The organism is Geodermatophilus obscurus, from assembly GCF_900115395.1.
Lineage (GTDB): Bacteria > Actinomycetota > Actinomycetes > Mycobacteriales > Geodermatophilaceae > Geodermatophilus > Geodermatophilus obscurus_B.
On record NZ_FOWE01000004.1, the window covers coordinates 398,517 to 420,539 of the forward strand.

The 22,023-nt window shown below is 75.9% G+C and carries 13 protein-coding genes; 9 read left to right on the forward strand and 4 right to left on the reverse strand.

The window, feature by feature from the left end; translation table 11 throughout:
• Positions 1-73: 73 nt before the first annotated feature.
• Positions 74-1,243, forward strand: coding sequence for an acyl-CoA dehydrogenase (locus tag BM165_RS10480; RefSeq protein WP_143108111.1), 1,170 nt, complete (start codon positions 74-76; stop codon positions 1,241-1,243).
• 24 nt (positions 1,244-1,267) lie between these two features.
• On the opposite strand, the gene BM165_RS10485 is transcribed toward BM165_RS10480, so the two are convergent.
• The 3 genes from BM165_RS10485 to BM165_RS10495 form a co-directional block, all read right to left on the reverse strand.
• Complete coding sequence (locus BM165_RS10485; RefSeq protein ID WP_075013440.1) at positions 1,268-2,383, reverse strand: flavin-containing monooxygenase; 1,116 nt, start codon at positions 2,381-2,383, stop codon at positions 1,268-1,270.
• A gap of 110 nt (positions 2,384-2,493) precedes the next feature.
• Positions 2,494-5,202 carry a helix-turn-helix transcriptional regulator gene (locus BM165_RS10490; RefSeq protein ID WP_075013530.1) on the reverse strand — a complete coding sequence of 903 codons (2,709 nt, stop codon included), beginning with the start codon at positions 5,200-5,202 and terminating at the stop codon, positions 2,494-2,496.
• Positions 5,203-5,385: 183 nt separating this feature from the next.
• The gene (locus BM165_RS10495; RefSeq protein WP_075013441.1) at positions 5,386-8,109 is read right to left on the reverse strand and encodes a helix-turn-helix transcriptional regulator; all 2,724 of its coding nucleotides are present in this window, start codon (positions 8,107-8,109) and stop codon (positions 5,386-5,388) included.
• A 201-nt stretch (positions 8,110-8,310) separates the two neighbouring features.
• Between BM165_RS10495 and BM165_RS10500 the strand changes: the two genes are divergently transcribed.
• The 8 genes from BM165_RS10500 to BM165_RS10540 all read left to right on the forward strand — a co-directional run bounded on the left by BM165_RS10500 (position 8,311) and on the right by BM165_RS10540 (position 21,161).
• Positions 8,311-9,840, forward strand: a complete 1,530-nt coding sequence (locus BM165_RS10500) for an MFS transporter (RefSeq protein WP_083427230.1) — start codon at positions 8,311-8,313, stop codon at positions 9,838-9,840.
• 106 nt (positions 9,841-9,946) lie between these two features.
• Positions 9,947-10,180 (forward strand): heavy-metal-associated domain-containing protein, encoded by a 234-nt coding sequence (locus BM165_RS10505; RefSeq protein ID WP_177225163.1) that lies wholly within the window; start codon positions 9,947-9,949, stop codon positions 10,178-10,180.
• 130 nt (positions 10,181-10,310) lie between these two features.
• A complete protein-coding gene (locus tag BM165_RS10510; protein WP_075013442.1) occupies positions 10,311-11,114 on the forward strand; it encodes an ABC transporter ATP-binding protein in 804 nt (267 codons plus the stop codon).
• A 5-nt stretch (positions 11,115-11,119) separates the two neighbouring features.
• On the forward strand, positions 11,120-13,648 hold the full coding sequence (locus tag BM165_RS10515) for an FtsX-like permease family protein (RefSeq protein ID WP_075013533.1): 2,529 nt from the start codon (positions 11,120-11,122) through the stop codon (positions 13,646-13,648).
• Positions 13,649-13,705: 57 nt separating this feature from the next.
• Complete coding sequence (locus tag BM165_RS10520; RefSeq protein ID WP_075013443.1) at positions 13,706-14,206, forward strand: GNAT family N-acetyltransferase; 501 nt, start codon at positions 13,706-13,708, stop codon at positions 14,204-14,206.
• Positions 14,207-14,304: 98 nt separating this feature from the next.
• A complete protein-coding gene (locus tag BM165_RS10525; protein ID WP_075013444.1) occupies positions 14,305-17,547 on the forward strand; it encodes a heavy metal translocating P-type ATPase in 3,243 nt (1,080 codons plus the stop codon).
• A gap of 106 nt (positions 17,548-17,653) precedes the next feature.
• Complete coding sequence (locus BM165_RS10530; RefSeq protein ID WP_208976708.1) at positions 17,654-18,262, forward strand: GNAT family N-acetyltransferase; 609 nt, start codon at positions 17,654-17,656, stop codon at positions 18,260-18,262.
• A 1,162-nt stretch (positions 18,263-19,424) separates the two neighbouring features.
• Entirely contained in the window at positions 19,425-21,161 is a 1,737-nt protein-coding gene (locus BM165_RS10540; RefSeq protein WP_075013446.1) for a PP2C family protein-serine/threonine phosphatase, read from the forward strand.
• Positions 21,162-21,737: 576 nt separating this feature from the next.
• On the opposite strand, the gene BM165_RS26070 is transcribed toward BM165_RS10540, so the two are convergent.
• A complete protein-coding gene (locus tag BM165_RS26070; protein WP_280140704.1) occupies positions 21,738-21,869 on the reverse strand; it encodes a hypothetical protein in 132 nt (43 codons plus the stop codon).
• Positions 21,870-22,023 lie beyond the last annotated feature (154 nt).

The following is a 22,023-nucleotide window of genomic DNA, read 5'->3' on the forward strand; positions in this document are numbered from 1 at the left end:
ATCGCTGTGCGCCCGCCTCGCCCATCGGGAGGAGACCGGCCGCGAGACTGCTGGGACGTCCTAACATCTGGTCGTGAGCACGAGCGGGCTGTACCAGCTGACCGAGGAGCACGACGCGATCCGGGCCGCCGTCCGGGACATCGCCGAGCGGGAGATCGCGCCGTACGCGGCCGAGGTCGACGCGGAGTCGCGGTTCCCGGCCGAGGCGCTCAAGGCGCTGACGGCGGCCGGCTTCCACGCGACGCACATCCCCGAGCAGTACGGCGGCGAGGGCGCCGACGCGGTCGCGACCTGCATCGTCATCGAGGAGGTCGCCCGGGTCGACGTCAGCGCGTCGCTCATCCCGGCGGTCAACAAGCTCGGCTCGATGCCGGTGATCCTGTCGGCGTCGGAGGACCTCAAGCAGCAGGTGCTCCGGCCGATCGCCGCGGGCGACGCGATGATCAGCTACGGCCTGTCCGAGCGGGAGGCCGGCTCCGACGCCGCCTCGATGAGGACGCGCGCCCGCCGCGAGGGCGACACCTGGGTGCTCAACGGCACCAAGGCCTGGATCACCAACGCCGGCGTCTCCGACTGGTACACGGTCATGGCCGTCACCGACCCGGAGAAGCGGGCCAACGGCATCTCCGCCTTCGTCGTCCACCGCGACGACCCTGGCTTCGCCGTCGGCCCCAAGGAGCGGAAGATGGGGATCAAGGGGTCGCCCACCTGCGAGCTCTACTTCACCGACTGCACCATCCCCGCCGACCGGGTCATCGGGGAGCCCGGCACCGGCTTCAAGACCGCGCTGCGGACGCTGGACTTCACCCGCCCGACCATCGGTGCGCAGGCCGTCGGCGTCGCGCAGGGCGCGCTCGACGCGGCCGTGCAGTACACCCGCGAGCGCAGGCAGTTCGGCAAGGCCGTCAGCGACTTCCAGGGCGTGCAGTTCATGCTCGCCGACATGGCCATGCAGATCGAGGCCGCCCGGCACCTCGTCTACGTCGCCGCCGCCCGCGGGGAGGCCGGTCACGACGGCGGCAAGGTGGACCCCGACCTGGGCCGGCTGTGCGCGGCGGCCAAGGCGTTCGCCTCCGACGTCGCCATGAAGGTCACCACCGACGCCGTCCAGCTCTTCGGCGGCGCCGGCTACACCCAGGACTTCCCGGTCGAGCGCATGATGCGCGACGCCAAGATCACCCAGATCTACGAGGGCACCAACCAGATCCAGCGCATGGTCATCGCCCGCAGCCTGCTGCGGTAGGACGTCGACCGGCGTCCCCGCCGGTCATCGCGATGGCGAGCCGGCGCGGGGACGCCGCATGCCGGTCCGGTGGTCGGCGCCGGTGACCAGGCGGTCGGCGAGAGCGGCGGCGTCGGCGCCGACGAAGCCGAGCAACGCCGAGCCGCGGCAGGTCTGCCACGGCAGCCCGAGGAAGGACAACCCGGGCACGTCGGTGAACCCGGCGGTGTGGCGGACGACCCCGTCGACGACGACACCGGGCACGTGCAGCCAGGAGTGGTCGGGCCGGTAGCCGGTGGCCCAGACGACCGCGTCGACGTCGGCGGTGCTGCCGTCGGCGAAGGAGGCGGTGCGGCCCGCCAGGCCGGTCAGCCGGGGCCGGAAGGCCACACCTCGCCGGCGCAGCGCCCTGCTGCGGGTGCCGATGACCAGGTCACCGCGGGCACGGAGGCGGCGGGCGACGCGGGAGTCGGCCGGGACGGTGAAGAACCCGACCGCGTCCAGCCAGGAGAACAGGTCGCGGCCGGCGATCCGCTGCGGCAGCTCGGTCGGCCGGGTGCCGGCCGCGACGGTGACCGACTGGGTGGCGGCGAGTTCGGCGGCGATCTGCAGCCCGGAGTTGGCCGCGCCGACCACCAGCACCCTGCCGTCGCCGGGCACCTGGGTCGGGTTGCGGTACCGGGCGCTGTGGAACTGCGGGACCAGCGGGTCCAGCCGGCCGGCGACGGCGGGCACGTACGGGGTCTGGAACGGGCCGGTGGCGACGACGACCTGCCGGGCACGCAGCGTGCCGGAGGGGGTGGTGGCCGCGAAGACGCCGTCGTCGTCGCGGTGCAGTCGCCGGACCGGGGAGTCGAGCTGCACCGGCAGCCGGAAGCGGGCGGCGTAGGCGGCCAGGTAGTCGGCGACCTCGTCCTTCGTGGGATGGGTGCCGGACGGCGCGGGGAACGGCAGGCCCGGCAGCGAGTCGTACTCGGCAGGACTGAACAGCCGCAGCGAGTCCCAGCGGGAGCGCCACGAGTGGCCCACCTCCGGGCCGGCGTCCACGAGCAGGAACTCGGCGCCCCGGCGGGTGAGGTGGTGGCCGAGGGCGAGACCGGCCTGGCCGGCCCCGACGACGAGCACGTCGAGGGGCTCCCGGTGACCGGAGGGCGTGAGCATGGCGTCTCCTGGAGAGGCGTGGCCGGATGGTGTGCGCACCCGACGCTAGGAGCAGGAGACCGGGCGTCACGCCGGGAGAACCGCCGGGTCCTGCCCGCGGGATGGCCGGATCAGCGGTCGAGCGGGAGGGCGGCGAGCTCGGCCCGCGAGGCCACGCCGAGCTTGCTGTAGACGTTGCGCAGGTGGAAGTCGACGGTGCGCGGGCTGACGAACAGCCGCGCTGCGGCGTCCCGGTTGGACAGCCCCTGCCGGACCAGGTCGGTCACCTGCCTCTCCTGCGGGGTGAGCTCGGTCGCGGTGGTGACGTCGCGGCGGCGCGCGGTCTCACCCGACGCACGCAGCTCCTGCGCGGCCCGCTCCGCCCACGGGGCGGCGCCGAGCTCCTCGGACAACGCCAGGGCGGTGCGCAGGTGCTCCCGGGCGTCGACCCGGCGCCGGGCACGGCGCAGGTGCTCGCCGAACGCCAGCTCGGTCCGGGCCCTGTCGGGCACGCGCAGCGACGTGGCGTGTGCGTCCAGGGCGCGCCGGAAGTGCTCCTCGGCGCGGTTCCCGGCGAGCAGCGCCCGGCCGTGCTCGACGACGGCCACGGCAGCCGGGGCGCCGGTGCCCTCGGCGAACGCCTCCAGCTCCCGCAGCCACGTGCGGGCGAGGTCCTCCCGGCCGGCGCGGACCGCGCCCTCGAGCCGGTCGAGCGCGGCCATGCGGCGCAGGCCCGGTGAGCTGATCTGCTCGAGGTGGTGCAGGGCGGTCGCCGGCTGCCGCGCGCGGAGCCCCCGCGCCCAGCGCACCAGGTCGTCCACCAACAGCTCGCTGAGCCCGATCGGGTGCGCGTCCCGGATCGCCGCCACCTCGGCCAGGTGGCGGTCGGCGGCGTCGTCGCCGCGCAGGGCGGCCAGCACCGCGAGCTCGGCGGTCGGCAACGCGGTCAGTCCCGGATGGCCGGTAGCGGCGGTGAGCGGTAGCGCCTCCGCCGCGGCACCGGCGGCCTGTGCCCAGGCCCCGGTGGCGATCTGGAACTGCGCGCCGCGGGTCAGGGCGTGCTCGACCATGCTCAGCGCGCCGGCGCCGCGGGCGGCGGTCAGCTGCTCCGCGTGCAGCCGCAGCCCGCGTGCGTCGTCGTCGACCAGCATGGCCGCGACCCCCAGGTTGGGCTGCAGCACGTGGTCGTCGAGCGGGAGGGCGTCGGTCAGGGCGAAGGCGTCGCCGAAGCACTCGGCGGCGGTGCCCCAGTCCTGCCGGGCGACGGCGCGGAACCCGTGCAGCAGGGCGGAGGCCGCCCGGACGCGCGGCGGCGCGTCCGGTCCCGGACGGGGCACCAGCGCGGCCGGGTCGACGTCCCGGGGTGACCGGGCGCCGAACGCGGCCAGCGAGGCGGCGAGCATGGCCAGCTGCTGGGCCAGCGCCTCGTCGACCCCGGCGGCGACCTGAGCGGCCGCCACGACGTGGTCGTAGCCGTCGTCGAGCGAGCGGGTGTTCCACTCGATCTGTCCCCGGAGCGTGAGCAGCCGGGCGCGGATCGCCGGGTCCCGCACGTCGACCGCCGCGGCGCTCGCCAGCGCCGCCGCCCGCGACGGGTGCGCGCCCAGCCAGGCCGAGGACGCGGCCAGGTACAGGCGGCGGCCACGGGCCTCCCCACCGGCGGTGAGCTCGGCGGCGCGGGCCCACGCGGCCGCGGCGGCCTCGTGCCCACCCCGGGCCGCGGCGCGCTCGGCGACGGCGTCCAGTGCGGCGACGACCTCGTCGTCGGGCCGGTCGGCGGCGGCGGCGAGGTGCCACGCCCGGCGATCGGCATCCGTACGCAGGACACCGGCGAGTGCCCGGTGCGCTGCGCGGCGCTGCGCGCTGGTGGCCGCGCGGTAGACCGCCGACCGGACGAGCGGGTGGTAGAGGACGACCGTGTCGCCGTCGATCCGGAGCAGGCCCGTCCGCTCGGCCTCGTCGAGGGCGTCGTCACCCACCCCGAGTTGCCCGGCGGCGTCGCGGACGACGGTCAGCCGGGTGGTGTCGTCGGCCGTGGCGACGAGCAGCAACCGCTGCGCCTGGTCGGACAGGCGTCGACAGCGGTCGAGGAAACCGCGCTCGACGCCCTCGGTCAGGGGCAGGGACGCCGGCAGGGGTTCCCGACCGGCCAGCTGGTCGCTTGTGAGTGCGGCAGCCAGCTCACCCAGCGCGAGAGGGTTGCCGCCGGTGGCGGCCACCAGGCGGTCCCGGACCGCGGGGTCCACGACGCCGCCGGCCCGGGAGGTCAGCAGCGTGCCGGCGGCCTCACCGGTCACGCCGTCCAGGACGACGGCAGGCAGGTCGGGCGCCTCGAAGCCGTGGGCCTCGCCGTCGCGGGCGGCGAACAGGACCGCGATCCGTTCGGCCTGCAGCCGGCGGGCGACGAAGAGCAGCGCCGCGGCCGAGGCGTCGTCGAGCCAGTGCGCATCGTCGACGACGGCGAGCACCGGGGACCGCTCCGCGGCGTCGGACAGCAGGCTCAGCGTCCCGAGGAACGCCAGGAACCGGTCGCCCTCGCCCTCGACCTCGCCCATCGCGGCCCGCAGCGCCGTCTGCTGCGGCGACGGGAGGGCGTCGATCCGGGCGCGCAGCGGCCACAGCAGCCGCTGCAGCGCGGCGAAGGCCAGCGGCGACTCCGACTCGACCCCCGAGGTGCGCAGCACCGTCGTGTCCGGAGCCGCGGCCGAGGCATCGGTCAGCAGGGTCGACTTGCCCGACCCGGCCACGCCGCGGACGACCAGTGCGCCTCCTCGCCCCTCGCGGGCAGCGCCGACCAGCGCGGCGATCGCCGTACGCTCGACGTCCCGTCCGACCAGCACGCCCACGACGGTATCGACGTGTCCTCGAGGTGCTGCCGGGCCGGCGTCCGTCACCGGCTCGGCAGCAGGGTGCGGATCCGATCGCCTGCCACCGGGGTCCAGGGGATGCTGGGCACACCCGGATGGTGGGGACACCCGGCTCCGCGTCGCACCGGTGGAACCGCCGGGGCGTCGCCGGGTCGGTCAGTCGAGCGGGTGGGCGGCCAGCTCGGTGCGGCTGCTGACGCCGAGCTTGGCGAAGACGTTGCGCAGGTGGAAGTCCACTGTGCGGGGGCTGACGTACAACTGGGCCGCGACGTCGCGGTTGGGTAGTCCCCGCCGCACCAACCGCGCCACCTGGAGTTCCTGCGGGGTCAGGTCCACGACGGTGGAGGCGTCCCGGCGGCGGGCGGTCTCCCCGGACGCCCGCAGCTCCTGTCGTGCGCGGTCGGCCCACGGCCGCGCACCGAGGTCCTCGAACGTCTCGAGCGCGTCGCGCAGGTGGGCTCGTGCGTCGACGCGACGACGGCACCGTCGCAGGAAGGCGCCGTACGCCAGCTGGGTGCGGGCCCGGTCGGGCCTGCGTCCTGTCCTGGCATGAGCGGCCAGCGCCTGCTCGAAGTGGCGCTCGGCCTCCGGGCCCTCGCTGAGCAGCCCCCGGCCGTGCTCGACCACGGCCTGCGCCCAGGGAGAGCCGGTGGCCTCGGCGAAGCGGGCCAGCTCCTCGACCCAGGCGTGCGCCGTCTCCGGTCGTGCGGCCCGCACGGCGGCCTCGATGCGGTCGACCGCGGCCAACCGGCGCGTGACCGGATGACGGATCTGCTCCAGCTGGTGCAGTGCGGCGCCGGCATCGGCGGCGTCGCGCACGCCGCGGGCCCAGCGCAGCACGTCGGGCACCACCTCGGCCAGGATGCCCAGTGGGTGATCGGTGCAGATCTGCTCCGCGTCGGTGAGGTGCTGCTCGACCGTGTCGTCGCCGCGCAGCGCCGCCAGCAGCGCGAGCCAGGCGGTGGGCAGGGCGGCCAGCCCCCGCTGCCCGGACTGCTCGGCCATCGGCAGCGCCTCGGCGGCCGCGGCGCGGGCCGCGGTCCACCGCCCGGTGGTCAGCTCGGCGAACCCGAGTCGCGTCAGCGAGTAGAGGATCATCAGGACGGCACCGGTGCTCCGGGCGCGGGTCAGCAGCTGCTCGTGGTAGCGACGGGTCAGCGCGTCGTCGCCGAGGTGGAGCGCCGCGATGCCCAGGTTGGGCAGCAGGTCCAGGTCCTCCTCGGCAAGGTCCTCGGCGAGGACGAAGGCCTCCTGGAGCAGCGGTGTCGCGGCCTCCCAGCTCCCGCGGACGGCGGCGTCGAGGCCGTACAGCAGGTCGGAGAAGCAGCGGGCGCGCAGCGGCGCATCCGGCCCGGGCGGCGGGACGAGGGCGGTGGGGTCCACGGCGCTGGCCGAGTGCGCGCCGAAGGCGGCGAGCGCGACGGCGAACATCGCCATCTCCCGGGCGCGCTGGGAGTCGTGCGGGGCGACCTCCGCGGCGGCCTCGAGCACCATCCGGCGGCCGGAGTGCAGCGAACCGGTGTTCCACTCGATGCGGGCGCGCAGCCGCAGGACGTCGGCGCGCAGCAGCGCGTCGTCGGCCTGGGCGGCCGCGGCGTCGACCAGCGCACGGGCGCGAGCGGGCTGCGCGGCCAGCCAGGCGGCGCGGGCAGCCGCGTACAGCCGTCCGGCCTGGGGGTCCCCGGCCGGCGACAACTCGGCCGCGCGCTCCCACGCCGACGCGGCCGCCTCCAGGCCGCCGCGCCCCAGGGCCCGCTCGGCGGCGGCGTCCAGCTCGGCGACCACGGCCTCGTCGGGTTCCTCGACCGACGCGGCCAGGTGCCAGGCCCTCCGGTCGGCCTCCCCGGGGCCGGTGAGCACGGCGGCCAGCGCCCGGTGCGTCCGGCGGCGCTCGGTGCTCGTCGCGGCGCCGTACACCGCCGAGCGCACGAGCGGGTGCCGGAGTTCGATCGCGGCGTCGCGGACGCGCAGCAGTCCGGACCGCTCGGCGGCTAGCAGGGCCTCCTCGTCCGCTCCGAGGGACGTCGCCGCCTGCTGGACGACCCGCGCCCGCCCGGAGTCGTCGGCCGCCGCGGTCAGCAGCAGCGTCTGCGCCGGTTCCGGCAGTCGCCGGTAGCGGTCGAGGAAGGCGCGTTCCACGCCCCCGGTCAGAGGGAGGCGCGCCGGCAGCCGGACGCGGCCGGAGAGCTGTTCGGGTGCCAGCACCTCGGCGAGCTCGACCAGTGCGAGCGGGCTGCCACCGGTGCTCGCGACCAGCCTGTCGCGCACGTCCGGCGGGACGGGGACACCGGAGCAGGTGCTGAGCAGTTGCCCGGCGGCGTCGGCGTCGATCCCGCCGACGGCGAGCCGGGGCAGCTCGCCGCTGTCGAAGGTGCGCACGTCGGCGTCGCGGGCCGCGAACAGCAGGGCGACCCGCTCGACCTCCAGACGCCGCGCCACGAACAGCAGGGCTGCTGCGGAGGCGTCGTCGAGCCAGTGCGCGTCGTCGACGACGGCGAGGACCGGACGGTGCTGTCCCGCGTCGGCGAGGACGCCCAACGCCGCCAGGAAGACCAGGAAGCGGTCACCCGCACCGTCGTCGGTCTCACCGAGGGCGGCCCGCAGCGCGCGGGCCTGGGGCTGCGGCAGGTGTGGGGCGCGGTCGGCCACGACCGGGCGCAGCAGCCGCTGCAGGGCGGCGAACGCCAGCGGCGACTCGGACTCGATGCCCTGCGTGCACAGCACCGTCATGCCGTCCGCCCGGGTCACCGCGTCGGCCAGCAGGGCCGACTTGCCCACACCCGGCTGCCCGCTGACCACCAGCGCCCCACCCCGGCCGGTCCGTGCGGCGTCGACGAGCGCCGCGATGGTCGCGCGCTCCGCGTCCCGGCCGGCCAGCACGCCGCGACCCTAGTGCGATCCGGCACGGGATCGGCCCGATCCCGCGCGGAGGTCGGGTCCGGTCCGGACCGCGTGGCCGGCTCCCGGCCCGTCATGGCGCCGTCCGCGGGGTTCCCCGGCCGAATCCCCGGCGCGACCGGTCGTGCGGGGCGTCGACGGTGGCGGCGCACCACCACCCGGACCCGCGACCGAGGAGCACCGATGTCGACCCGACCCCCCACCGAGCCGGTGGCGACCGGCCACGCGCACCACGCACGTCCTGACCACGCGGAGCCGGTGCCCGGGGCGCCGGGCGCCGGACCCCGCCGTCCGTGGACGGTCTTCGCGCTCATGATCGCCGCCCAGTTCATGGTCATCCTGGACGTGTCGGTGGTGAACGTCGCGCTGCCGTCCATCAGCGACGCCCTGCACATGTCCGCCGCGGACTACCAGTGGACCGTCAGCGCGTACGTCCTGCTCTCGGGCGGGCTGCTGCTGCTCGGCGGCCGGATCGCCGACCTGCTCGACCGGCGCCGGGCGTTCCTCGCCGGGATCGGCCTGTTCACCGCCGCCTCCCTGGTCAGCGGTCTGGCGCAGACCCCGCTGACGCTCGTCCTGGCCCGCGCCGGTCAGGGTGCCGGCGCCGCGCTGCTCACGCCGGCCGCACTGTCGATCGTCATGACCGCCTACGCCGGGAAGCAGCGGCAGACCGCGCTGGCCGTGTGGGGCACCGTCGGCAGCCTCGGCATCGCCGCCGGCGTCCTGTTCGGCGGCTCGCTGACCAGCGCGCTGGGCTGGCGGGCGGTGTTCTTCGTCAACGTGCCGATCGGTGCGGCCGTCGTGCTGGGCACGCTGCGGGCCGTGGCCCGGAGCGGCTCCCGGCCCGGCGCGCTGCGCCGGCTCGACGTCCCCGGCGCGCTCACCCTGGTGACCGGACTGCTGGCGCTGGTGTTCGGCATCGAGTCCACCCGATCCGCGGGCTGGACCGCACCGCGCACCTGGACCGCGCTGGCCGCCGCCGTGGTCCTGCTGGCCGCGTTCGCCCGGCTCGAGCGCCGTGCCGCCGACCCGCTGGTGCCTCCGTCGACCTGGCGGATGCGGTCACTGGTCTCCGCCTCGGCGGTGATGGCCGGCGTGACCGGTGTGGTGGTCGGGGCGATCTTCCTGACCTCGCTGTACCTGCAGGCCGTCATCGGCGCGTCCCCGGTCGTCGCCGGGGTGCAGTTCCTGCCGCTGGCCGCCGCCATCACCCTGGCCGCGGCCACGGCGTCGAAGGTCATCGGCCGGGTCGGTGCCCGCCCTCTGGTCCTCGGCGGGCTGGTGGTCATGGCCGCCGGCGTGCTGCTGCTGGCGGCCCGCGCCGGTGGCACCTCCTACGCCGCCGACGTGCTGCCCGGCTTCCTGCTGGTCGGTGCGGGAGTCGGCCCCATGTTCGTCGCCATCGCCGTGGCCGCGATGAGCGACGTGCCGGGGGAGAGGTCCGGCCTGGCGAGTGGGCTGGTGATGACCGGCCACGAGATCGGCGCCGCCCTCGGCATCGCCGCCCTGACCGCCGTCGCCGGGGACCTCGCCACCTCCACCGGCCTCGTCGACGGCCTCGTCGACGGCCTCGTCGACGGCCTCGTCGACGGCTACGGCCGCGCCTTCGGCGCCGCCGCCGCCGCCCTCGCCGCCCTGTTCGTACTGACCCTCCTCGCCGTCCCCGGCGGCAAGCCGGCGACCGGCGTCCCCGGACACGGCGCGCACCACTGACGCCGGACCCGGTGGAGATCCCGGCGGTCTTCCCGGTGAGACGCACCCCCGTCCACGCCGACTCTCGTCCCCGACCGCACGACCACCTGCCCACCGAGGAGTTCCCATGCTGTCCGGTACGCCCCGCACCTTCATCGGCTCGACCACCTTCCAGGTCAGCGGCATGACCTGCGCGCACTGCCAGCGAGCCGTCACCGAGGAGATCGTCGCCGTCGCCGGCGTCGAGACCGTCACCGTCGACCTCGCCAGCGGCACCGTCACCGTCACTGCCGACCGCCCCGTCGACCGCGCCGACATCGCCGCCGCGGTCGACGAGGCCGGCTACGCCCTCGTGCCCTAGCGGGCCCGATGCCGCTGCCCGGGGACCGCGAGCCCCCGGGCAGCGGCGACCCGGCAGCCGGGATCCCTGCGCCGGACCGTCAGCCCCCATCCGGTCGCCGCCGTGGCGGCCCTGACACCCAGGAGCACCCGTGACCACCACCACCACCGACGGGCAACCGGCCACGGCGCCGGCGACGACCACGTCGTTCGCGGCCCGCGCGATCGACGTGGTGAAGACCCACGGCCGCGGCGAGGCCGCCGTCCGCGCCCTGGACGGCGCGAGCGTCGCGATCCCCACCGGACGGTTCACCGCCGTCATGGGGCCCAGCGGCTCCGGCAAGTCGACCCTCGTCCACGCGCTCGCCGGCCTGGACGGCATCGACTCCGGCCGTGTCCTCGTCGGCGACACCGACCTCACCGAGCTCTCCGAGCGGGAGCGGACCCTGCTGCGCCGCGAGCGGCTCGGCTTCGTCTTCCAGGCCTTCAACCTGGTGCCGTCGCTGACCGCCGCGGAGAACATCGCCCTGCCGCTCACCCTCGCCGGCAAGCGGCCGGACCCGGCCTGGCTGGCCGAACTCGTCGAGGTGCTCGGCCTGGGTCCCCGGCTCGGCCACCGGCCGTCCCAGCTGTCCGGCGGGCAGCAGCAGCGTGTCGCGGTCGGGCGGGCCCTCGTCGCCCGTCCCGAGCTGGTGTTCGCCGACGAGCCCACCGGCAACCTCGACTCCCGCGCCGGGGCGGCACTGCTGTCCTTCCTCCGCGACGCCACCCGGACCTTCGGCCAGACCACCGTCATGGTCACCCACGACCCGGTCGCCGCCGCCTACGCCGACCGGGTCGTCTTCCTCGCCGACGGCCGCATCGTCGACGAGCTGGCCGACCCGACCGCCGAGACGGTGCTGGCCCGCCTCGCCCGCCTCGACACGCCCCGGATCGACGAGCCGGTGGGGGCGTGATCCCGATGTGGCGCCTCGCTCTCTCCAACGCCCTCGCCTCCCGCTCCCGGCTGGCGCTGACCTGGCTGGCCGTCGCGCTCGGCGTCGCCTTCGTCACCGGCAGCCTGGTGCTCACCGACACCAGCACCCGCCTGCTCGACGACCAGTTCCGCACCACCGCCGCCGGCGTGGACCTCACCGTCCGGGGCGCCGCCGCCTTCGACGCCGCCATGGGCGTGGAGGTGCAGCGCGACCCGCTGCCGGCCGCCCTCGCCGACCGGATCGGCGCCACCCCCGGTGTCGACCGGGTGCGGGCCGTCGCCTCCGGCCCCGGGCAGCTGCAGGTGGACGGACGGGCCGTCGAACCGGCCGGGCCGACCGTCCTCGGCACCTGGGCCGAGGCCCCGTTCACCGCGTACGAGCTGCGCGCCGGGCGTGCTCCGGTCGCCGACGGCGAGGTCGTCCTCGATGCGGCCACCGCCACCGGGCACGGCATCGACCTCGGCGACACGGTCGTCGTCTCGGCGGCCACCAGCCGGCAGCTCCGCGTCGTGGGCCTGACCGGCGTCGGCGACGGTGACGGGCTGGCCGACAGCACCGTCGTGCTCGCCGCCCTGCCCACCGCGCAGGCGCTGCTCGACCTCGGCACCGGGGTCACCTCGGTCGACGTCATCGCCGCCGAGGGCGTCCCGGTCGCCGACCTGCGCGGCGACCTGGCCGCCGCTCTCGGCGAGCAGTACGCGGTCACCAATGCCCAGGACGCCGCCGCGGCCAGCGCGGACGCTGCGAAGGAGAGCATCGAGTACCTGCGCATCGTGCTGCTGGCACTGGCCGCCGCCGGGCTCGTGGTCGGCGCCTTCCTGATCGCCAACACCTTCGGCATCGTCCTCACCCAGCGGACCCGGGAACTGGCGCTGCTCCGCGCCGCCGGCGCCACCGGCCGGCAGGTCCTCGCCTCCGTGCTCGGTGAGGCGCTCCTGGTCGGCGTCACCGGCGCAGCCGGTGGCACCGCGGCCGGCATCGGCGCCGCCCACGCGCTGCGCGGCCTGGCGCAGAGCGCGGGACTGGCGCTGCCCGACGGGCCGCTGACGGTCACCGGCCGGACGGTCGTCGTCGGCCTGGCCGCCGGCACCGTGATCACCCTGCTGGCCGCGCTGGGCCCGGCCCGCCGGGCCGCCCGGACCGCCCCGGTGGCGGCCATGCGGGCCTCCGACCCGGCCCCGTCCGCCCCGCGGCGGCGCCGGCTGGTCACCGGCTGGGTTGCGCTCGGCCTGGGCGTGGCGCTGCTGGTCACTGCCGCGCTGCTGCGCGACGTCGCCGGCGTGGCCGTGGGTGCGGTGCTCCTCCTGGCCGGACTGGTCGTGCTCGGCCCGGTGCTCGCTCCCCGGCTCGCGCGGGCGGTCGGCCGCCCGCTGTTGGGCCTCGGCGTCCCCGGGCAGCTGGCCCGCGAGTCCGCGGTGCGCAACCCGCGGCGCACGGCCGCCACCGCAACGGCCCTCGCCCTCGGGCTGGCGCTGATCGTCTTCGTGACGGTGCTCGGTAGCTCGGTGAAGGCGATCGGCGCGACCTCGACGGAGGCGATCACCGCCGACCTGCTGGTGCAGAGCAGCCGGGACGAGATGCTCGGCGGGCTCTCCCCGGAGGTCGCCGACCGGATCGCCGCCCTGCCCGAGGTGGCCGCAGTCAGCTCGGTCCGCTACGGGCACTGGCTCGATGCAGGCACGACCAGCGCGCTGACCGCGGTCGACCCGGCCACCCTGCCGCGTGTCGCCAGCGTCGAGATGACCGCCGGGGAACTGGCCGCCCTCGACGGCGGCGGGATCGTGCTCGCCACCGGTGTCGCCGCAGAACGCGGCCTGCGGGTGGGCGACACGCTCGCCATGACGCTCCCGCGGCACGGGGAGCAGCGGCTGCGGGTGGTCGGGCTGATGGACGACGACTCGGCCCGGGCGCTGTCCACCAGCTACGTCATCTCGCTGGACACCTACGCGGAGCACTTCACCGAAGACGTCGACGCCACCGTCTACATCGCCCTCACCGACGACGTCGACCCGGCGGAGGCGCGGCAGACGCTGCGTGCGGCGGTCGCGGACTTCCCGAACGCGGAGATCCTCGACCAGGCCGAGGCCGCCGCAGGCCGCGCGGCCGCCGTCGACCAGGTGCTCGGACTGGTCACCGTGCTGCTCGGCTTCGCCGTCCTCATCGCGCTGCTGGGCATCACCAACACCCTGGCGCTGTCCATCGTCGAGCGCACGCGGGAGATCGGACTGCTGCGGGCGGTCGGCACGACCCGGACGCAGCTGTCCTGGATGGTCCGCGCCGAGGCGGTGCTGGTCGCCGCCGTCGCGGTCGTCGTCGGCCTCGCCCTGGGGCTCGGCCTGGCGGTCGCCACCCTGGCCGGCCTGTCCTCGGACACCCCGGTGGTCGTCCGGGTCCCGGTCGCCCAGCTGGGAGCGATCGTCGTCGCCGCGGTGCTCGCCGGGCTGGCCGCCGGCCTGCTGCCGGCCCGCCGCGCCGCCCGGCTCGACGTGCTCTCCGCCATCGCCACCCAGTGATCCCGCGGCGCCGGTCCATCCCGGGCCGGCGCCGCCCCACCCACCCAGAAGCCCGCCATGACCGAGCTGTCCACGACAGACCCTGCACGGACCGCCACCGGGATCCGGCGGGCCTCACCGGCTGACGCCGGTGAGGTCGCCGCGATGGTCCGGGAGATCGCCGAGCACGAGGACCAGTCCGTGCACGTGCACGTCGACGGAGGGCGGTGGCGCACGCTGCTCGCGCGACCGGACGTCGTCGTCCTGCTGGCCGAGCGCGACGGCCGCGCGGTCGGCTACGTCTCCGCGGTCCGCCAGCTGCACCTGTGGACCGGCGGCGACGTCCTCGCCCTCGACGACCTCTACATCCGCCCCGGGCACCGCGACGCCGGCGTCGGCCGGCGGCTCATGGCCGCCCTCGCCAGCCTGGCCGCTCCCGAGCAGCTGCTCGTCCGCTGGGGCGTGGAGGTCGACAACGTCGACGCGCAGCGGTTCTACCGCCGCCTGGGCGCGACCCTCCGGCCCAAGATCCAGGCCGCGTGGACGCCCGCGGCCTACGCCGACGCCGCCCGGGGCTGACCGCCGCCCCCGGACCCGGCGGTTTCCCCGGTCCGAGCCGGGATCCCGCCGCCGAGCATCGGTCCACCCACAGGACCCGTCCGACCAGGAGATCCGCCATGACGACGACCGCGCCGCCGCCTGCGGCGACCGAGGCCACCGCCACGTGCACGTTCGAGATCGGTGGCATGACCTGCGCCTCCTGCGTGGGCCGGGTCGAGAAGGCCCTCACCCGGGTGGACGGGGTGTCCGCCGCGGAGGTCAACCTGGCCACCGAGGTGGCCACCGTCCACTTCGACCCGGAGCAGGTGGGCATCGACGAGCTGGCCGCGGCGGTGGCCCGCGCCGGCTACACCGCGACCTCGCGCCGCGAGGCGCAGCCGGCGCCCGGCCCCGCCGAGGCCCCGGAGGCCGGCGACGACGCGCACCTGACCGCGCTGAGGTGGAAGTGGCAGGTCACCCTGGCCGTCGGGCTCGGCCTGATGGTCCTGATGTACGTGCCGCTGTACCTGGACACGATGGACTGGCTGATGCCGGCGATCCTCGTGGTGGCGACGGTCGTGCAGGCGTGGGCCGGCCGGGAGATCTACCGGGCGGCCTGGACGGCGGCCCGGCACCGGTCGACGAACATGAACACCCTCGTGGCGCTGGGCACCGGCGTCGCCTACGCCTACAGCGCGTTCGTCACCCTCTGGCCGGCCGCCGCCGAGCGCTGGGGCCTGCCGCTGCACGTCTACTTCGAGACCTCGCTGGTCGTCCTCGCGCTGGTCCTGGCCGGCCGGTGGATGGAGGGCCGGGCGAAGAAGCGCACCGCCGCGGCCGTCACCGCCCTGGTGGGCCTCGCGCCGAGGACCGCGCGGGTGCTGCGCGACGGCGCGGAGGTCGACCTCCCGGTCGAGCAGGTCGTCGTCGGCGACCTGGTGCGGGTGCGGCCGGGGGAGAAGGTGCCGGTCGACGGCGTCGTCACCGACGGCGCCACCGCGGTCGACGAGAGCATGCTGACCGGCGAGAGCCTGCCGGTGGACAAGGCGGTCGGCGATCCGGTCATCGGCGCCACACTGAACCGCAGCGGCACCGTGGTGCTGCGGGCCACCGCGGTGGGCGAGGACACCGCGCTGGCGCAGATCGTCCGCCTGGTGGAGGACGCGCAGGGCGCGAAGGTGCCGATGCAGCGGCTGGCCGACCGCGTCTCGGCCTGGTTCGTCCCCGTCGTCCTGCTGCTGGCCGCGGCCACGTTCCTCGCGTGGGCGCTGTCCGGCCCGGACACCGGCCGGCTGACGATGGCGATCACCACGACGATCGCCGTGCTGATCATCGCCTGCCCGTGCGCGCTGGGCCTGGCCACCCCGACCGCGGTCATGGTCGGCACCGGCCGGGCCGCGGAGCTGGGCATCCTGATCGGCAACGGCGACGCGCTCGAGACCGCCCGCCGGGTCACCACCGTCGTCCTGGACAAGACCGGCACCATCACCCGCGGCAGGCCGTCGCTCACCTCGGTGACCACCGTCGGCGGCTGGACCGAGGACGACGTGCTGGCCCTCGTCGCCGGCGCGGAGACCGGCAGCGAGCACCCCGTCGCCGAGGCCGTCGTCGCCGCCGCGACCGCCCGCGGGCTACGCCGGCCCGCGCTGGGCTCCTTCGACGCCGTCCCCGGCCACGGCATCGACGCCGTCGTCGACGACCGCCGCGTCCTCGTCGGCAACCGGGCCCTGATGGAGGCCCACGGCGTGGACGTGTCCGCACTGACCGACGCCGCCGCCGGCGCGGCCGCGGCAGGGCAGACCCCGATGTTCGTCGCGGTCGACGGGCGGCCCGCCGCGACGATCGCCGTCGCCGACACGGTCAGGCCCGAGTCCGCCGAGGCCGTCGCGCAGCTGCAGGCGCTGGGTGTGCAGGTGTGGATGCTGACCGGGGACAACAGTGCGACCGCGCGGGCCGTGGCCGCCCAGGTCGGCATCCAGCACGTGCTCGCCGAGGTGCTGCCGGCCGACAAGGCGGCGGCGGTCCGCGGGCTGCAGGAGCAGGGGCACGTCGTCGCGATGGCCGGTGACGGGGTCAACGACGCCGCGGCCCTCTCGGCCGCCGACGTCGGCATCGCTATCGGCACCGGGGCCGACGTCGCGATCGCCGCCTCCGACGTCACCCTCGTCGGCGGGGACCTGCGCGGCATCGTCTCGGCGATCGCCCTGTCGCGGCGCACGGTCACGACGATGAAGCAGGGCCTGGCCTGGGCCTTCGGCTACAACCTGCTGCTCGTCCCGGTCGCCGCCGGCGCGCTGTACGCCTGGGACGGGCTGCTGCTGGACCCGGTCCTGGCGAGCGCCGCGATGGCGATGAGCTCGGTCAGCGTGCTGACCAACGCGCTGCGCCTGCGCCGGTTCCGCCGTCCGGCCACGGTGGCCGAGATCCTGCACCCGCCGGCGCGGGCGCGGATCGGGCAGTACGCCTACCTGACCGGCGTCGCCGTCGTCGCCCTCGCGCTCGGTGCCGGCCTCACTGCGCTGAGCCGGATGGACGCCGCCGAGCGCGGCATGAACGGGACACTGGCCTGGATGCAGGGCACCGGCATGCCGATGCGCCCGGCGATGAGCGAGATGATGACCGCCGAGGTGCCGCCGGCCGAGGCCGCCGACGCCGGCGTCGAGGTCCGGCTCGAGCTGCCCGCGCAGGTCCGGCCCGGCGAGACCACGCGGGTCGTCGCCACGGTCGTCGACGCAGCCTCCGGCGAGCCGGTCGAGGACCTCACCCGCAGCCACGAGGCGTGGATGCACCTCATCGCCACCCGGGAGGACCTGGGCACGTTCGCGCACGTCCACCCGCAGCCGACCGGTGGGCCCGGGCAGCTGGCCGTGGACCTCACGTTCCCCACCGCCGGCCGGTACGTCGTCAACACGGAGTTCCGGCGGCAGGGCGAGATGAGCGACGTCCACCAGCGGCAGGTGGTCACCGTGGCCGGCAGCGCGCCGGCGCCGGTGGTGCTGACCGCCGGCCCGCGCACGGTCGTCGTCGACGGGGTCCGGGTCGAGCTCGAGGGGGACGCGGAGGTCGGCGGCCGGAGCGACCTGGACTTCAGCCTCACCGACGCGGCGACCGGCCGGCCGGTCGACGACCTGCAGCCCTACCTCGCCGCCGCCGGCCACGTCGTGGTCATGCGGGCCGACGGCGCGACGTTCGCCCACGAGCACGCCGAGGTCGAGGACGACGCCGGCCGCCCGGTCTTCGCCCTGCCCGGGCAGACGTTCGGACCCGAGCTCGACGTCCACGCCGAGTTCTCCACGGCCGGCACCTACCGGCTGTGGGCCCAGTTCCGCCTGGCCGACGGCGACGTGATCACCGTGCCGTTCACCGTCGAGGCCACCTGAGCCCACGCCCGGCAGCCTCCGCATGCCGTGCACCGGCATGCGGGGGCTGCGGCGCGACGACCGACCCCGACGGGCCGCAGGGCCCCCAGCGCAGATGGAGGAACGGATGACGCTGCACGTACGCCCGGCCGGGCCCGACGACGTCCCGGCCGCCGCCGACGTCCTGACCGATGCCTTCACCGACTACCCTTGGACCCGGTGGACGGTCGACGCCGACGACCACGCCCGGCGACTGTGCCGGCTGTTCCGGCTCGACCTCGATGCCATCGCCCTGCCGTACGGGCACGTGGACATCGGCACCACCCCCGAGGGCCCGGCGACCGTCGCCGTCTGGCTGCCCAGCGCCGCGGTCCCCGAGCACGTCTGGGCCGAGATCGGCTCGGCGACCGCTGAGCTGGCCGGCAGCCGGACGGCCGCCGCGGCCGCGGCCGAGGCGGTGCTGGCGGCCCACCGGCCGACCGAGGAGCACGTGCTCCTGGCCAGCGTCGGCGTCGCACGGCACCAGCAGGGGCGTGGCCTGGGGACGGCGGCCGTGGCTCCCGGCCTGGACCGTGCCGACCGCGAGGGGTTGCCGGTGCACCTGGAGACCAGTGCCGAGTCCAACCTGCGCTTCTACCGGCGCCTCGGCTTCACGGTGACGGGCGTCGTCGACCTGCCCGACGGCGGCCCGCGCACCTGGCTGATGCGTCGCGCATCCTGCAGGGCGGGCGCCTGACGAGCGTCAGCGCGCACGGATGCCGATGGCTGCACGTCGAGGGCGCCGCCTGCGGCCAGGGATGTCTCTCCTGGACGGGGCGAGCCCGCGACGGTGCGCGCCGCACGGGCGCACGCGACGCTCAGGCAGGCGTCACGCGCATCGAGGACAGCCGCTCGTGCCGGGACGGAGGCGCGGGCAGGTCCGCCGGCATCGCCTCTAGCGCCGCCCTGCCTGCCGCCTCCGTCCCCAACGGACCCACGAGGGCCAGGACGTCGTCGTTGCCGTCCGCCCAGTCCTCCTGGCGCAGGACCATCCCCACGTGTCTGCCCTCCCTGCTCGCTGCAGCAGCCGATCGATCGGACACGGTCCGGGCCTGGGCGGCGAGCGCAGTCCGCTCCCGGTTGACCTGTAGCCGTGAGAAGGCTCAGGTGAGCGGGGGAGCGGAGGGCTGAGGTCGTCAACCACCCAGATCTACGAGGGCACCAACCAGATCCAGCGGATGGTCATCGCCCGCAGCCTGCTGCGGTAGGACGTCGACCGGCGTCCGCCCGGTCGAGCGGACGCGCGGGAGTGACACCCGCCCTCCGGCGAAGGAGCGAGGGCTCTACCGGCTCGCCCTCGGGGAACGGGTTCCGGCACCTCGCGTGCGGGTAGGGAAGGTCCCGGTCAGCGAGGTAGGTCCAGCTCGAGCCCAGGGTGTCGGCGGCCTCCTCCGCCGGTGCTCGGGTGCCGGCCGGGAGAGACGTGGCGATCGAACGAGTGCGCTGGGACACCTGTCCCCGGTGCGGTCGCATGGCGGCGGTCGGGTTGCTCGACGGGGTACCGATCAACGTCGACTGCACAGGCGGTTGCGCACCGACCGAGCAGGATCTGGGGCGGCTGCGGCGAGCTGCCGGCAGGTCCGCTCCGCTGGGGCGTCGGGCGGGCGCGACATGGCGGTCCCGCTGACGAGGCCGACCTGCGCACCGGGCGGGTCAGCCGCACGTGACGGTCGCCGCCCGGCCGGACGACGGCCGCCCGATGTGCTGTCACCTCGACGGCGAGGTCTCCGCGCCTCCGACGACGACCTGCCCCCGCGGCGCCCGGAGCCACCGTCCGCTGACCTCCCGCCGGCCGCGCCCGGCGACCGTTCCGTCCAGGATGATGCTGCCGTACGTCCCCGGCTGGTGGAGGAGCAGACGTGACCGAGACCGCTGCGGCCAGGCTGGGGCCCGGGCAGATGGCGGCGGCGCTGGAACACCTACCCGACGGCGTGGCCGTCCTCGACGGCGAGTGGACCGTCTGCTACGTCAACCCGGCCGGTGCGGCGCTGCTGGGCTGCGACGCGAGCACGCTGGTCGGCCGCAACCTGTGGACGGCCCTGCCCGAGCTGGGCGGAACCGTCTTCCACAGTCTCCTGCTGCACGCCCGCAGCACGGGCCCTCCCGGCACCGGCACCGGCAGCCCGGTGACCTGGCAGGGTTTCTACGCACCGGCCGGGCGGTGGCTGACGGCGACCGCCGTGGTCGCCGACGGGCTGCTGCACCTGTCCTTCCGCGAGACCGGTCCCGCGCGCGCCGGACGCCGGGCACCGGCCGGCGCCGACGACCGTGTCACCGACGACGACGGTGTCACCGACGCCGGGGTCCTCGAGCGTGATCGGGATGCCGACGGAGACCGGCTGCGGTTCCTGGCCGAGGTCAGCGACGCGATGATCTCCACTCTCGACGCCGGGGAGTCCGCCGCGCAGCTGGCGCAGCTGGTGCTGCCCCGACTGGGCGACTGGTCGATGGTCTCCCTCATCGGCGACGACGGCCGCCCCGCCGCCGAGGCGCACGCCCACACCGATCCGGCCCGCCGCGCCGACCTGGACACCTACCTCGCCGGGCGGATCCGCGGCGCCGGCGACGACAGCCCGCTGGTGGCCGCGCTGCTGAGCGGCGAACCGGTGCAGCTGGCCATCGACCAGGCGCTGGTCGAGCCGTCCCTGTCCACCGAGGCGGTCCGGGCGGCCTGGGACCGGCTCGAGGCCACCTCCTGCACGATCGTGCCGCTGCGGGCGCGCGGTGAGACCTTCGGCGCCCTGGTCCTGATGATCAGCGCCGGCCGTCCGGCGCACACCGAGATGGAGATCGCCACCGCCGTCGAGGTCGCCCGCCGGGCCGCGGTGTCGTTGGACAACGCCCGCCTCTACAGCCGGCAGCTGAAGGTCGCCGAGACGCTGCAGCACAGCCTGCTCACCCCGCCACCGCAGCCGGACGAGCTGGAGATCGCCGTGCGGTACGTGCCCGCGGCCACCCACATGCACGTCGGCGGGGACTGGTACGACGCCTTCACCCAGCCCGACGGCGCCACCCTGCTGGTCATCGGTGACGTGGTGGGGCACAACGTCGACGCCGCGGCCGCGATGGGGCAGGTCCGCAGCATCGTGCGCGCGATCGCCTACGACCGCGGCGGCAGCCCCGCCCAGACCCTGGCCCGGGTCGACGAGGTCCTCGCCGGCCTGGCCATCGGCTCGCTGGCCACCGTCCTGGTCGCCCGCGTCGAGCAGTCGGCCGACCAGGCCCGCTCGGGGTTGCGCACGCTGCGCTGGTCCTCGGCCGGGCACCTGCCCCCGGTGCTGCTGCGTCCCGACGGGACCGTGCGCTTGCTCGACACTGCCGCCGAGCGGCTGCTCGGCACCGGCGCGGCCAGCCCCCACACCGACCACGAGACGCTGCTCCGGCCCGACGACACGGTCGTCTTCTACACCGACGGCGTCGTCGAGCACGGCCGCAGCGGCATCGACGACGGCCTCACCCGGCTCACCGGCGTCCTCGCCGAGCTGGTGCACCTGCCGCTCGACGAGCTCTGCGACCAGATGCTGACCCGGATCGTGGACGGCCGCACCGACGACGACATCGCCGTGCTCGTCCTCCGCTGCCACTCCCGGGTGTAGCGGGGCACCTCACCGCACTGCTCGACGAGATCGTCGGCGACGTCGTCGGCGGTCCGGCCGGCGGCGTGGGCGTAGCCGCGCAGGACCGCGAGCGCGTCGGTGCCGGGTGCCTCCAGCGCCGGCAGCAGCATGCCGACGGCCATCCACAGCCGGGCCGGCGACGCGCGTCGGGAGTGTCCGACCACGCCGGCAGCTCGGTCGGCGTCCACACCGACCAGTCGGCGGCCAGGTCCAGGTGGTCGGAGACGAGCTCGGCCACGCACCGGGCTGCGAAGACGTCGACGGCCGTCACACCGGCGGGGTCGGTGGAGTACAGGTCCATCGCACCGATCCCCCTGAGCCGCCCGGGCAGGGAGAAGGCGAGCGCGCTGCGCAGCGGGGTGGAGGTGACCAGCAGGTCGTGGAAGACCGGACACCGGCGCGCCAGAGCCGTCTCGCTGCCGGAGACGGGGAACCCGGTCTCCGCGGCGAGCAGGCACGGCCCGCTGCCGGCGGTGAACTGCAGCCGCTCGGCGGTGGCAGCGACGTCGCTGCTGGCCGCCAGAGGAGTCCGCAGGCCGGGCTCACCGTGGATGCTCAGCCCGACCCGTCGACGCCGAGAACGGTGGCGGCAGCACTGGCCAGCCGCACCGGCAGCAGGTCCGGATCGTCGCCGGCGACGCCGGCCTCGGCGTCGAGCTCCTCGACGAAGCGGCTCGCGATGTCCACGGCCGGCCCCTCGGCGTTCCGGTGTCGCGCCGCAGCGGGGCGCAGTGGAGTGCCGGACGTTGCCCGCGCTGCTCTGGGGCAAACCCGGCCATGCCCTGCCCCCACGCGGGGGAGTGAGCTCGGTGCCGCCCGCCCTGGGCAACGCCTGCGGCGC

Excerpts from the sequence above, each read along its gene's own strand:
- BM165_RS10505 (WP_177225163.1), top strand. The coding sequence starts at position 9,947 with ATGCTGTCCGGTACGCCCCGCACCTTCATCGGCTCGACCACCTTCCAG.
- BM165_RS10530 (WP_208976708.1), top strand. The coding sequence starts at position 17,654 with ATGACGCTGCACGTACGCCCGGCCGGGCCCGACGACGTCCCGGCCGCC.
- BM165_RS10485 (WP_075013440.1), bottom strand. The coding sequence starts at position 2,383 with ATGCTCACGCCCTCCGGTCACCGGGAGCCCCTCGACGTGCTCGTCGTC.
- BM165_RS10520 (WP_075013443.1), top strand. The coding sequence starts at position 13,706 with ATGACCGAGCTGTCCACGACAGACCCTGCACGGACCGCCACCGGGATC.
- BM165_RS10525 (WP_075013444.1), top strand. The coding sequence starts at position 14,305 with ATGACGACGACCGCGCCGCCGCCTGCGGCGACCGAGGCCACCGCCACG.
- BM165_RS10515 (WP_075013533.1), top strand. The coding sequence starts at position 11,120 with ATGTGGCGCCTCGCTCTCTCCAACGCCCTCGCCTCCCGCTCCCGGCTG.
- BM165_RS10500 (WP_083427230.1), top strand. The coding sequence starts at position 8,311 with ATGTCGACCCGACCCCCCACCGAGCCGGTGGCGACCGGCCACGCGCAC.